This is a genomic window from Rubrivivax gelatinosus (assembly GCF_016583785.1).
Taxonomy (GTDB): Bacteria; Pseudomonadota; Gammaproteobacteria; order Burkholderiales; family Burkholderiaceae_C; genus Rubrivivax; species Rubrivivax gelatinosus_B.
In genome coordinates this window covers 73,325-85,038 of sequence record NZ_NRRU01000006.1, presented here as the reverse complement: position 1 = coordinate 85,038, position 11,714 = coordinate 73,325, and the positions used below count along the sequence as shown (strand labels likewise).

Below are 11,714 nucleotides of genomic sequence, written 5' to 3'. Positions count from 1 at the left end.
GGCTGCAGCCGGCGCCGCGCGTCCTCGAACACGCCGCGCCTGCCTGGCAGCGCGCCGCTTCCGGAGCCCGATAATGAGCCGCAAGCCCGAGTCCGACGGCCAAGGCTTCAGCGCCTTGCGCCGCCGTTTCCTGGCCGGTGTCGCCACCGCCGGCGGTGCCGCCGCGACCGCCCATGCCACCGGCGCCTGGGGTGGCCAGACGCTGCAGGACGCGATGGGCGGCCTGCTGCAGGACCACTACCAGCGCATGACGAAGGACGAGATCCACGCCGCGCTGGAACGCATCGAACGCAATGCAAAACGCCGCTTCGGCGTCGAGGTTCATTGCGAAGACACGCCGCCACTGCCGAACACCGTCTTCGGCTACGCGCTGAACATCAGCAAGTGCAAGGGCTATCGCGACTGCGTCCAGGCCTGCGTGCAGGAGAACAACCTCGGCCGCGACTCGCAGATGCAGTACATCCGCGTACTGCAGATGCCCAACGGCACGATGGACCTCGAGGCCGCCGAGCACTATTACGACCCGAAGGAAGTGCCGGTGCCGGGCCACTGGTATCTGCCGATGCAGTGCATGCAGTGCGACAACCCGCCCTGCGTCAAGGCCTGCCCCACCAAGGCCACCTGGAAGGAGCCCGACGGCATCGTCGTCGTCGACTACGACTGGTGCATCGGCTGCCGCTACTGCATGACGGCCTGCCCCTACTGGGCGCGCCACTTCAACTGGACCGAGCCGCAGATCCCGGCGGCCGAGCTGAACCCGAACACCAACTTCCTCGGCAACCGCCCGCGGCCCCGGGGCGTCGTCGAGAAGTGCCACTTCTGCACCCAGCGCACGCGCAAGGGCCGCCAGCCGGCGTGCCAGGAGGCCTGCCCGACCGGCGCGCGCATCTTCGGCAACCTGCTCGACCCGACGAGCGAGATCCGCTGGGTGCTGGAGCACAAGAACGTCTTCCGGCTGAAGGAGGAACTGGGTACCGAGCCCAAGTTCTGGTACTTCAGCGACGAGCGCGTGAGCCCGGCATGAGCCCTCAGGACTTGTCCGGGGCTCATTCCCGCCCGGCGGGACCGGTCGCCAGGCCGAAGGGTGCTCCAGTGAACCTGTTGCGCTTCGTGCTCGACGGCCTGCGCGAGATGCTGCGCGGCGGCCCGGCGTACCGGCTCTTTCTGGGCGTGATGGCGCTGGTCGCGGCGGCCGGCGCCTTCGCCTACGCCGGCCAGTTGCAGCAGGGCATGGTCGTCACCGGCATGAGCGACCAGGTCTCCTGGGGCTTTTACATCGCCAACTTCGCCTTCCTCGTCGGCATCGCCGCGGCGGCGGTGCTGCTGGTGATCCCGGCCTATCTGTTCCACCGTGCCGACGTCAAGCAGGTGGTGCTCTTCGGCGAGGCGCTGGCGGTGGCGGCGGTGGTCTGCGCGATGCTCTTCGTCACCGTCGACATCGGCCGGCCCGAACGCATCTGGCACATGCTGCCGATCGTCGGCCGCTTCAACTGGCCGCTGTCGATGCTGGCCTGGGACGTGGTCGTGCTCTTCGGCTACCTGCTGCTGAACCTGGGCCTGCCGGCCTACGTGCTGTACGCGCGCTGGCGCGGCGGCGAGGCGCAGACGGCGAAGTATTTCCCCGTGGTCGTGCTCGCGATCTTCTGGGCGATCTCGATCCACACCGTCACCGCCTTCCTGTTCTCGGCCAACGCCGGGCGGCCGCTGTGGCACAGCGCGCTGCTGGCGCCGCGTTTCATCGCCTCGGCCTTCGCCTCCGGGCCGGCGCTGATCATCCTGGCGCTGCTGGCCCTGCGGCGCTGGGGCGGGCTGGCGCTGCAGCAGTCGGTGATCGAGCTGCTCGCCGTCGTCATGACGGTGGCGCTGCAGATCAGCCTGTTCTTCGTCGGCGTCGAACTCTTCACCGACTTCTACAACGAGACCACGCATGCGGCCTCGATGCGTTACTTGTATTTCGGGCTGGCGGGCGCAGGCGGGCTGCAGGCCTGGATCTGGAGTGCGCTGGCGCTGAACACGGTCGCGGTCGTGATCCTCTCCATCCACCCGCTGCGGCGCACGCCGCGGCTGCTGGCGCTGGCCTGCGCGCTGGCTTTCGCCGGCATCTGGATCGAGAAGGGCATGGGCCTGGTGGTGCCCGGTTACATCCCGACGCCGCTGGGCGAGATCTTCGAATACACGCCGAGCTGGCGCGAATGGCTGGTGTCGCTGGGCATCTGGGCCTTCGGCGCCATCGTCTTCACGCTGCTGGCCAAGGCCGCGCTGGCGATAGACGCCGGCCGCGTGCGGGCGCGGCCGGCCGACGCCGTCAAGGCGTCTTGAGGATCCAGTCGATCACGGTCTTCAGTTCGGCGTCGCTGATGCGCGCCGGCGGCGTCGGCGTCATCGGCAGCTTGCCCCAGACGCCGGTGCTGCCTTTGCGCACACGCTCGGCCATCAGCGCCGGCGCGCCGGCCTGACCCTTGTACTTCTTCGCGATCTCCTGGTAGCTCGGGCCCAGGCTCTTGGCGGCCGGCTGGTGGCAAACGGCGCAGCCGGCTTTGGTTGCAAGTTCGGCCGGCGTGGCGGCCTGCGAGGCACAAGCCGCAGCGCAGAGGCCGGCGGCGAGAACAAAAGGCTTGAGGTTCATGCGCTCCATTCGGCCAAAGGGTGCCTGCGTCTGTCTTGAGCAGCGTCAGTTTCGCTTTCTTGACAGAGGTCGTCCACGTGTCAGAATCAGTTGACACTTTGGCGTGACATGACGACCTTACAGCGCTGCGCCATCCGGTGCCGGGTCGCCGGAGGAACTCGATGAATACAAAAAACCGCATCGAACAGGCGCTGGAAGCTGCGCTCGCCGCCAACGAGGGCGTCGGCTGCCCGCCGAAGCTGGCCGCCGCGATCCGCCACGCCGTCTTTCCCGGCGGCGCGCGCATCCGCCCGCAACTGTGCATCGCGGTCGCGATGGCCAACGGCGACACGGACCCGGGGCTCGCCGACGCCGCGGCCTCGGCGATCGAACTGATCCACTGCGCCTCGCTGGTGCATGACGACCTGCCGTGTTTCGACGACGCGCCGCTGCGTCGCGGCCAGCCCTCGGTGCACAAGGCTTTCGGCGAGCGGCTGGCGGTGCTGTCCGGCGACGCGCTGATCGTCACCGCCTTCCAGACCCTCGGCGCCGCCGGTGGCCGCCATCCCGAGCGCATGGCCCGGGTGCTGCAGACCGTCGCCCAGGGCGTGGGCACGCCGACCGGCATCATTGCTGGCCAGGCCTGGGAGTGCGAGCCGCGCGTCGCGCTGTCCGACTACCAGCGCGCCAAGACCGGGGCACTGTTCGCGGCCGCAACAGCTGCGGGCGCCCAGGCTTCGGGCGGAGACGGCGAGACCTGGCGTGCGCTCGGCGACTGGCTGGGCGAGGCCTACCAGGTGGCCGACGATCTGCGCGACGCGCTCGCCGACCCCGAACAGCTCGGCAAGCCGGTCGGTCGCGACGTCGTGCTCGGCCGCCCGAGTTCGGCGATCCAGCACGGCCTGGTCGGTGCGGTCGAACATTTCGAGCGCCTGGTCCAGGGCGCGATCGACGCCATCCCGTCCTGCAAGGGCGCCGGCATGCTGCGCCAGATGGTGCGTTTGGAGGCCGAGCGTCTGGTGCCCAAGGCCTGGTGCGCCAACATCGAAGAGCTGGCCGAGCGCGCCGCGGTGCGCGCCGCCTCGCCGACGCAGACCGCCTGACCCCGTTACAAGATGGACAGAGCCGAGATGAGGCCGCAGGCCGGGCTTCGCCGTTCGCAGACGCTGGCTGAACGGTTTCGCGACTGGAAACACCGCACGATCGCACGCCCCGGCTTCCAGCGCTGGGCCGCCGCGTTCCCGCTGACGCGCCCGGTGGCGCGCCGGCACGCGCGTGAACTCTTCGATCTGCTCGCCGGCTTCGTCTATTCGCAGATCCTGTTGGCCTGCGTGCGCCTGAACCTGTTCGGCATGCTCGCCGACGGGCCGCTGCCGCTGGCGCTGATGGCCGAACGCTGCGCGATGAGCCCGGACGCGATGCGCCGCCTGGTCGCCGCGGCCGCTTCGCTCGAACTGCTGGACCTGCAGGGCGGCGACACCGTGACGCTGGGTCGTCTCGGCGCGCCGCTGGTCGCCAACGAGGCGATCACGGCGATGGTCGAGCACCACGCGACGCTGTACGGCGACCTGGCCGACCCCGTGGCGTTGCTGCGCGGCGAAGGGCGTGCACCGGCGATGGCTGGCTACTGGCCGTATGCCGCTGCGGCCGATGCCGGCCCCGGGCAGCCGGCCACACTGGCCACCGAGAAGGTCGCCGAATACTCCAAGCTGATGACGGCCTCGCAGCCGCTGGTCGCGCGCGAGGTGCTGGACGCCTACCGGTTCGGCCGCCACCGCGTGCTGATGGACGTGGGCGGCGGCGAGGGCGCTTTCGTGCGCGCCGTGGCCGCCGAGGTGCCGGGGCTGGAACTGCGTGTTTTCGACCTGCCGGCCGTCGCCCGCCGCGCCGAAGACAACTTCAAGACCTGGGGCATTGGCGGCCGTTCGCGGGCCTTCGGTGGCGACTTCTTCGCCGACGAACTGCCGCGTGGCGCCGACGTCATCTCCCTTGTCCGGGTGGCCTTCGACCATCCCGATGAACGAGTGTTGACGCTGTTCAAGAACGTGCGCCGCGCCTTGCCCGACAACGGCACCCTGGTGCTGGCGGAGGCGATGGCCGAGGTTCCGGGCGTCGAGCCGATCGGCGACGCCTACTTCGGTTTCTACCTGCTGGCGATGGGCCGCGGACGTCCGCGTTCTGCGGCGCACCTGACTCGTTTGCTGAACGAAGCGGGGTTCGCGAGCGTGCGTTCGCTGCCCACGCATATGCCGCTGCAGGCTGGCGTTCTGGTCGCCCGCTGCTCGGCTTAACTTTCCTGATCTAAGGCATGTCCAGCCACCTTGACACACGGGACTGTCAGCTTAAGATGACGTCGTGATGTTGAAGCCGATGAAGCACCGTTCGCAGGCACGGCCCGTGATGCCGTCGAAGCCCCGTATGCGCTCGGCGTGGAGGGCTGCATGAAGACCCAAGCCATCGTGCTCGAGCAGCCCGAGCACCTCGTCCTGCGTGAGCTCGAACTGACGCCGCCGACCGACGAAGATCTGGTCGTCGACATCGAGTACAGCGGCATTTCCACCGGCACCGAAAAGCTGCTGTGGAGCGGGCGCATGCCGGCCTTCCCCGGCATGGGCTATCCGCTGGTGCCCGGTTACGAATCCGTCGGCCGCGTCGTGCAGGCCGGTGCCAACGCCCACCACAAGGTCGGCGAACGTGTGTTCGTGCCCGGCGCTCTGTGCTACGGCGAGGTGCGTGGCCTCTTCGGCGGTGCCGCTTCGCGTGTCGTCGTTGCCGGCTCGCGTGTCTGCGCGGTCTCCGACTCCCTGGGCGAACAAGCCGTGCTGCTGGCGCTGGCCGCCACCGCCTATCACTCGGTCGCCGGCGGCGGCAAGCGCACGCCCATCGTCGCGCCCGACCTCATCGTCGGCCACGGCGTGCTCGGCCGCCTGCTGGCTCGCATGACCGTCGTCGCCGGCTTCGCGCCGCCGACCGTCTGGGAAACCAATCCGACCCGCGCGCAGGGCGCGACGGGTTACACCGTCGTCCACCCCGACGAAGACCCGCGCCGCGACTACCGCGCCATCTTCGACGTCAGCGGCGACTCCTCGATCCTGGATCGTCTCGTCCTGCGCCTGGCGCGTGGCGGCGAGATCGTGCTGGCGGGTTTCTACACCGACCCGCTGCACTTCAACTTTGCGCCCGCGTTCATGCGCGAAGCGCAAATCCGGTGCGCCGCCGAATGGCAGCGCCCCGATCTGCTGGCGGTGAAGGAACTGGCCGAAACCGGGCGCCTGTCGCTCGACGGCCTGATCACCCATCACGCCAACCCGTCCCAAGCCGCCGACGCATACCGCATCGCGTTCGGCGACCCGGACTGCCTGAAGATGGTCCTCGACTGGAGTAGTACGCGATGAGTCAGACCACCTCGCCAGTCATCCTCATGCGCGACGAGCGCCTGAAGAACGAAGCGGCGATCGAACCCGATGCGGTGTCCACGAACCCGGTGACCAAGACGACGCAGATCATCGCGATCTACGGCAAGGGCGGCATCGGCAAGAGTTTTACGCTCGCCAACCTCAGCTACATGATGGCGCAGCAGGGCAAGAAGGTCCTGCTGATCGGTTGCGATCCGAAGAGCGACACGACCAGCCTGCTGTTCGGCGGCAAGGCCACGCCGACCATCATCGAGACCAGCTCGAAGAAGAAGCTGGCCGGCGAGGCGGTGCAGATCGGCGACGTCTGCTTCAAGCGCGACGGCGTGTTCGCGATGGAACTCGGCGGGCCCGAGGTCGGCCGCGGCTGTGGCGGGCGCGGCATCATCCACGGCTTCGAGACCCTGGAGAAGCTCGGCTTCCACGACTGGGGCTTCGACTACGTGCTGCTCGACTTCCTCGGCGACGTGGTCTGCGGCGGCTTCGGCCTGCCGATCGCACGCGACATGTGCCAGAAGGTCATTGTCGTCGGCAGCAACGACCTGCAATCGCTCTACGTCGCCAACAACGTCTGCAGCGCGGTCGAGTACTTCCGCAAGCTGGGCGGCAACGTCGGCGTTGCCGGCATGGTGATCAACAAGGACGACGGCACGGGCGAAGCCCAGGCCTTCGCCGCCAACGTCGGCATCCCGGTGCTGGCCGCGATCCCCGCCAACGAGGACATCCGCCGCAAGAGCGCCGCCTACGAGATCGTCGCCCGCCCGGGCACGACCTGGGGGCCGCTGTTCGAGGAACTCGCGAGCAACGTCGCCGAAGCGCCCCCGGTGCGCCCGAAGCCGCTGACGCAGGATGAACTGCTGGGCCTGTTCTCGTCCGAGACCACCGGCCGCGACATCGTGCTCGAGCCGGCGACGATCAAGGACATGGTCGGCAAGGACGAGATCGTCCGCCCGACGCTCGAAGTCGTCTACGACCAGGCCTGAGCACGGCGATGGACGAGCTCAAGCACTCCAACCCTGGTGCGCCCGAGGCCGATGGCCTGGGCTGCCACGCGGGCCGGGACCAGATGCTGGCCGCCGCTGCCGCATCGGGCAACGGCGAGCTGCTGCAGCAGTACGCGCGCGACTACCCGCTGCCCGAAGGCGCGGGCCCGCACGACCAGCCGCAGAGCATGTGCCCGGCCTTCGGTTCGCTGCGTGTCGGCCTGCGCATGCGCCGCACCGCGACCGTGCTGTCGGGTTCGGCCTGCTGCGTCTACGGTCTGAGCTTCACCGCCCACTTCTACGGCGCGCGGCGCTCGATCGGCTACGTGCCGTTCAGCAGCGAAACGCTGGTCACCGGCAAGCTGTTCGAGGACATCCGCGAGGCCGTGCACAAGCTCGCCGACCCGAAGCAGTACGACGCCGTCGTCGTCATCAACCTGTGCGTGCCCAGCGCCTCGGGTGTGCCGCTGCGCCTGCTGCCCAAGGAGATCGACGGCGTTCGCATCATCGGCATCGACGTTCCGGGTTTCGGCGTGCCCACGCATGCCGAGGCCAAGGACGTTCTCGCCGGCGCGATGCTGCGCGTGGCGCGCAGCGAGGCCGAAGCCGGCCCGGTGGCCACGCCGCGCGGCGGCGTCAGCGAGAAGCCGACGATCACGCTGCTGGGCGAGATGTTCCCGGCCGACCCGGTGGGCATCGGCATGATGCTCGAGCCGATGGGCCTGGCCGCCGGCCCTGTGGTGCCGACGCGTGAATGGCGCGAGCTGTACGCCGCGCTGGACTGCGCCGCCGTCGCCGCGATCCACCCGTTCTACACCGCCAGCATCCGCGAGTTCGAGACCGCGGGTCGCCCGATCGTCGCGTCCGCCCCGGTGGGCCACGACGGCACCGAAGCCTGGCTGCAGGCCGTCGGCCGCGCCTGCAACGTGCCGCAGGCGATGATCGACGCGTCCAAGAACAAGTGGCTGCGTGCCATCAAGGGCGCGCTCGCCGCCACGCCGATCAAGGGCCGCGTCGTCGTCTCCGGCTACGAAGGCTCGGAACTGCTGGTCGCGCGCCTGCTGGTCGAAAGCGGCGCCGAAGTGCCTTACGTCGGCACCGCCTGCCCGAAGACGCCGTGGAGCGCGCCTGATCTCGAATGGCTGCAGGCGCGCGGCGTGCACGTGCAGTACCGCGCTTCGCTCGAGCAGGACATCGCCGCGGTGCGCGAGTTCCGCCCCGACCTCGCGATCGGCACGACCCCGGTCGTGCAGGCCGCCAAGCAGGCCACGATCCCGGCGCTGTACTTCACGAACCTGATTTCGGCGCGCCCGCTGATGGGCCCGGCCGGTGCCGGTTCGCTCGCCCAGGTCATCAACGCCGCCATCGCGAACAAGGCGCGCTTCCAGCAGATGCGCGAGTTTTTCGGCGAGGTTGGCTCCGGCGACAACGCCGGCGTCTGGGAAGACGTGCCGCAGCTGCGCCCCGAGTTCCGGGCCGAGACGCGCCGTCAGGTCATCAAGCTCCAGAAGCGCCGCAAGGCCGAGGAGATGATCTGATGTACGTGATCGACCATGACCGCGCGGGCGGCTACTGGGGCGCGGTGTACGTCTTCACCGCGATCAAGGGGCTGCAGGTCGTCATCGACGGCCCGGTGGGCTGCGAGAACCTGCCGGCCACCGCAGTGCTGCACTACACCGACGCGCTGCCGCCGCACGAGCTGCCCATCGTCGTCACCGGCCTGGGCGAAGAACAGCTCGGCCGCGAAGGCACCGAAGGTTCGATGAAGCGCGCGCACGCGGCGCTCGACCCGGACCTGCCGGCGGTCGTCGTCACCGGCTCGATCGCCGAGATGATCGGCGGCGGCGTCACGCCCGAAGGCACGACGATCCAGCGTTTCCTGCCGCGCACGATCGACGAGGACCAGTGGCAATGCGCGAACCGCGCGATGTTCTGGCTCTGGAGTGAATACGGCCTGCGCAAGGTGCCGGCGCGCGTGCCCTTCGAGCAGCGCCCGGCCGGCGAGAAGCCGCGCGTCAACATCATCGGCCCGAGCTACGGCAGCTTCAACATGCCGAGCGACCTGCACGAGATCCGGCGCCTGGTCGAAGGCATAGGCGCCGAGGTGAACATGGTGTTCCCGCTCGGCAGCCACCTGGCCGACGTGCAGAAGCTCGTCGACGCCGACGTCAACGTCTGCATGTACCGCGAGTTCGGCCGCATGCTGTGTGAGGCGCTGGAGCGTCCGTACCTGCAGGCGCCGATCGGGCTGCACAGCACCACCGCCTTCCTGCGTGAACTCGGCCGCCTGCTGAACCTGGACCCGGAACCGTTCATCGAGCGCGAGAAGCACACGACGATCAAGCCGATCTGGGACCTGTGGCGCTCGGTGACTCAGGACTTCTTCGGCACCGCCAACTTCGGCATCGTCGCCGGCGAGACCTACGCGCGCGGCGTGCGCCACTTCTTCGAAGACGAGCTCGGCCTGCCGTGCAATTTCGCCATTGCACGCAAGTCCGGCGAGAAGACCGACAACCAGAGCGTGCGCGAGCTGGTGCACACGAAGACGCCGCTGGTGCTCTTCGGCAGCTACAACGAGCGCATGTACCTGGCGGAAACGACTGCCGGCCATGGGCCGAAGCCGGCCTACATCCCGGCCTCGTTCCCGGGCGCGATCATCCGCCGCCACACCGGCACGCCCTTCATGGGCTACGCCGGCGCCACCTACCTGGTGCAGGAGTTCTGCAACGCGCTCTTCGACGCGCTGTTCAACATCCTGCCGCTGGGCACCGAGCTCGATCGCATCGACGCGACGCCGTCGCGCCGCGGCGACTCCAGGCCCTGGGACGACGAAGCGCAGCAGGTGCTGCAGGACTACGTCGCGCGCCAGCCGGTGCTGGTCCAGATCTCGGCCGCCAAGCAGCTGCGCGACCGTGCGGAACGCGAAGCCGGTGCCGCCGGCGAAGAGCGTGTCACCGCCGGGCGTGTGCGCCAGCTGCTCGGCCACAAGGAGCCCGCATGAATCGGTGCTCCATTCAACGATTCCTGTCCGCGATCAGTGGACTTTCCGAATGTCGTGGCACTCTGCCGCGGCTGCCCACCGTGCGCGGGTCTTGTGCGCACGCGGCCACTTGGCCGCTTTAGAAGGAGTTTCCTCATGGCCGAAAGAAAGGGCTCGATCTCCGGGCTCACCGACGACGAAGCCCAGGAGTTCCACAAGTTCTGGGTTCAGGGTTTCGTGGGTTTCACGGCGGTCGCCGTCGTCGCCCACTTCCTGGTCTGGGTCTGGCGTCCCTGGCTCTAAGTACCTGCTAGCTTGACCCGTCAAAGGGGAGCGTTATGGCCCATATCGAATCTGCAATGCCCAAGCCGCTCGCGGCGAGTGACTCCAGAAGTTTCTGGGTCATCTTCGCGCTCAGCTACGTGGCGTTTCTGATCATTGCCCTCATCGGGCAATTGCTCGGTTGGCACTGGCGTTCCTGGTTGCCGGGGGCTGAAGGTGTGAAATCTATTTTTGGCGGCGTTAAGGCAGCGGTATATACCTTCATGTCGCATTTGCTATAGGAGCTTGGATTATGTGGAGAATTTGGCGTCTGTTCGATCCGATGCGCGCCATGGTGGCTCAGGCGGTGTTCCTGCTTGGTCTTGCCGTGCTGATTCATCTGATGCTGCTGGGCACGAACAAGTTCAACTGGCTGGACGGCGCGAAGAAGGCGCCGGTGGCGTCTGCAACCGCCCCGGTTCCTGCCGAAGTGACGTCCCTGGCGCAGGCGAAGTAAAAAGCGCCTCGCCAGTGCATGCGGGCGGAACCGGTCTCGACCGGTTTCGACCCGCTGCAACTACAAACTCGCCGTTCGGGTTGTCGGTGGCGACCCGTCGGTCGGAGGAATCAATATGGCAATGCTGAGTTTCGAGAAGAAATACCGGGTGCGCGGCGGCACGCTGGTCGGGGGCGATCTCTTCGACTTCTGGGTCGGGCCGTTCTACGTCGGCTTCTTCGGCGTCACGACGCTCTTCTTCTCGGTCCTGGGAACCGCGTTGATCATCTGGGGCGCTTCGCAGGGGCCGACGTGGAATCTTTGGCAGATCAGTATTGCGCCGCCGGACCTGTCTTACGGGCTGGGCGTCGCGCCGCTGCTCGAAGGTGGGCTCTGGCAATTGATCACGGTGTGCGCCATCGGGGCTTTCGTCTCGTGGGCACTGCGTGAGGTGGAAATCTGCCGCAAGCTCGGCATGCAATTCCACGTGCCGATCGCGTTTGGTTTCGCGATCCTGGCTTATGTCACGCTGGTCGTCATCCGCCCGCTGCTCATGGGCGCCTGGGGCCATGGGTTCCCGTACGGCATCTTCAGTCACCTCGACTGGGTGTCGAACGTTGGCTACCAATACCTGCACTTCCATTACAACCCGGCACACATGCTGGCGATCACGTTCTTCTTCACGACGACGCTCGCCATGTCCATGCACGGGGGTCTGATCCTGTCCGCGGCGAACCCGAAGAAGGGTGAGCCGATGAAGACGACGGATCACGAAGACACGTTCTTCCGCGACGCCGTGGGTTATTCGATCGGTTCGCTCGGTATCCACCGCCTGGGTCTGTTCCTGGCGCTGTCGGCGGCCTTCTGGAGCGCGGTCTGCATCGTGATCAGCGGTCCGTTCTGGACCCGCGGTTGGCCGGAGTGGTGGGGCTGGTGGCTGAACATGCCCATCTGGAGTCAGTGGCCGCTCAAGTGA

At 67.9% G+C, this 11,714-nt stretch carries 13 protein-coding genes; 12 read left to right on the top strand and 1 reads right to left on the bottom strand.

From position 1 onward, the window contains the following. Positions 1–73 precede the first annotated feature (73 nt). Both CKO43_RS03145 and dsrP read left to right on the top strand, forming a co-directional pair. The gene (locus CKO43_RS03145; protein ID WP_200226414.1) at positions 74–1,024 is read left to right on the top strand and encodes a 4Fe-4S dicluster domain-containing protein; all 951 of its coding nucleotides are present in this window, start codon (positions 74–76) and stop codon (positions 1,022–1,024) included. 68 nt (positions 1,025–1,092) lie between these two features. Beyond that, the gene (gene dsrP, locus CKO43_RS03140) at positions 1,093–2,319 is read left to right on the top strand and encodes a sulfate reduction electron transfer complex DsrMKJOP subunit DsrP (RefSeq protein WP_200377793.1); all 1,227 of its coding nucleotides are present in this window, start codon (positions 1,093–1,095) and stop codon (positions 2,317–2,319) included. On the opposite strand, the gene CKO43_RS03135 is transcribed toward dsrP, so the two are convergent. Beyond that, positions 2,306–2,626 (bottom strand): c-type cytochrome, encoded by a 321-nt coding sequence (locus CKO43_RS03135; protein WP_200226417.1) that lies wholly within the window; start codon positions 2,624–2,626, stop codon positions 2,306–2,308. The two genes, dsrP and CKO43_RS03135, sit on opposite strands and share 14 nt — an antisense overlap. Positions 2,627–2,787: 161 nt before the next feature. Between CKO43_RS03135 and CKO43_RS03130 the strand changes: the two genes are divergently transcribed. The 10 genes from CKO43_RS03130 to pufL all read left to right on the top strand — a co-directional run bounded on the left by CKO43_RS03130 (position 2,788) and on the right by pufL (position 11,714). Next, on the top strand, positions 2,788–3,708 hold the full coding sequence (locus CKO43_RS03130) for a polyprenyl synthetase family protein (RefSeq protein WP_200226418.1): 921 nt from the start codon (positions 2,788–2,790) through the stop codon (positions 3,706–3,708). Between the two features lie 27 nt (positions 3,709–3,735). After that, positions 3,736–4,896 (top strand): acetylserotonin O-methyltransferase, encoded by a 1,161-nt coding sequence (locus CKO43_RS03125; RefSeq protein ID WP_242481036.1) that lies wholly within the window; start codon positions 3,736–3,738, stop codon positions 4,894–4,896. 150 nt (positions 4,897–5,046) lie between these two features. Beyond that, entirely contained in the window at positions 5,047–6,000 is a 954-nt protein-coding gene (gene bchC, locus CKO43_RS03120; protein ID WP_200226420.1) for a chlorophyll synthesis pathway protein BchC, read from the top strand. Then, on the top strand, positions 5,997–7,001 hold the full coding sequence (locus CKO43_RS03115; protein WP_200226422.1) for a chlorophyllide a reductase iron protein subunit X: 1,005 nt from the start codon (positions 5,997–5,999) through the stop codon (positions 6,999–7,001). Before bchC ends, CKO43_RS03115 begins: the two co-directional genes overlap by 4 nt. Before the next feature lie 8 nt (positions 7,002–7,009). Continuing rightward, positions 7,010–8,539 (top strand): chlorophyllide a reductase subunit Y, encoded by a 1,530-nt coding sequence (gene bchY, locus CKO43_RS03110; protein ID WP_242477790.1) that lies wholly within the window; start codon positions 7,010–7,012, stop codon positions 8,537–8,539. After that, entirely contained in the window at positions 8,539–10,002 is a 1,464-nt protein-coding gene (gene bchZ / locus CKO43_RS03105; protein ID WP_200226423.1) for a chlorophyllide a reductase subunit Z, read from the top strand. Before bchY ends, bchZ begins: the two co-directional genes overlap by 1 nt. Before the next feature lie 135 nt (positions 10,003–10,137). Further along, positions 10,138–10,284 (top strand): light-harvesting antenna LH1, beta subunit, encoded by a 147-nt coding sequence (pufB, locus tag CKO43_RS03100; RefSeq protein ID WP_009857107.1) that lies wholly within the window; start codon positions 10,138–10,140, stop codon positions 10,282–10,284. A 35-nt stretch (positions 10,285–10,319) separates the two neighbouring features. Beyond that, entirely contained in the window at positions 10,320–10,544 is a 225-nt protein-coding gene (locus tag CKO43_RS03095; protein WP_242477791.1) for a hypothetical protein, read from the top strand. Between the two features lie 11 nt (positions 10,545–10,555). Next, on the top strand, positions 10,556–10,759 hold the full coding sequence (gene pufA, locus CKO43_RS03090; RefSeq protein WP_200226424.1) for a light-harvesting antenna LH1, alpha subunit: 204 nt from the start codon (positions 10,556–10,558) through the stop codon (positions 10,757–10,759). Between the two features lie 115 nt (positions 10,760–10,874). Then, the gene (gene pufL / locus CKO43_RS03085; RefSeq protein WP_200226425.1) at positions 10,875–11,714 is read left to right on the top strand and encodes a photosynthetic reaction center subunit L; all 840 of its coding nucleotides are present in this window, start codon (positions 10,875–10,877) and stop codon (positions 11,712–11,714) included.

Excerpts from the sequence above, each read along its gene's own strand:
- CKO43_RS03145 (WP_200226414.1), top strand. The coding sequence starts at position 74 with ATGAGCCGCAAGCCCGAGTCCGACGGCCAAGGCTTCAGCGCCTTGCGC.
- CKO43_RS03135 (WP_200226417.1), bottom strand. The coding sequence starts at position 2,626 with ATGAACCTCAAGCCTTTTGTTCTCGCCGCCGGCCTCTGCGCTGCGGCT.
- CKO43_RS03130 (WP_200226418.1), top strand. The coding sequence starts at position 2,788 with ATGAATACAAAAAACCGCATCGAACAGGCGCTGGAAGCTGCGCTCGCC.
- CKO43_RS03125 (WP_242481036.1), top strand. The coding sequence starts at position 3,736 with ATGAGGCCGCAGGCCGGGCTTCGCCGTTCGCAGACGCTGGCTGAACGG.
- bchC (WP_200226420.1), top strand. The coding sequence starts at position 5,047 with ATGAAGACCCAAGCCATCGTGCTCGAGCAGCCCGAGCACCTCGTCCTG.
- CKO43_RS03115 (WP_200226422.1), top strand. The coding sequence starts at position 5,997 with ATGAGTCAGACCACCTCGCCAGTCATCCTCATGCGCGACGAGCGCCTG.
- bchY (WP_242477790.1), top strand. The coding sequence starts at position 7,010 with ATGGACGAGCTCAAGCACTCCAACCCTGGTGCGCCCGAGGCCGATGGC.
- bchZ (WP_200226423.1), top strand. The coding sequence starts at position 8,539 with ATGTACGTGATCGACCATGACCGCGCGGGCGGCTACTGGGGCGCGGTG.
- pufB (WP_009857107.1), top strand. The coding sequence starts at position 10,138 with ATGGCCGAAAGAAAGGGCTCGATCTCCGGGCTCACCGACGACGAAGCC.
- CKO43_RS03095 (WP_242477791.1), top strand. The coding sequence starts at position 10,320 with ATGGCCCATATCGAATCTGCAATGCCCAAGCCGCTCGCGGCGAGTGAC.
- pufA (WP_200226424.1), top strand. The coding sequence starts at position 10,556 with ATGTGGAGAATTTGGCGTCTGTTCGATCCGATGCGCGCCATGGTGGCT.
- pufL (WP_200226425.1), top strand. The coding sequence starts at position 10,875 with ATGGCAATGCTGAGTTTCGAGAAGAAATACCGGGTGCGCGGCGGCACG.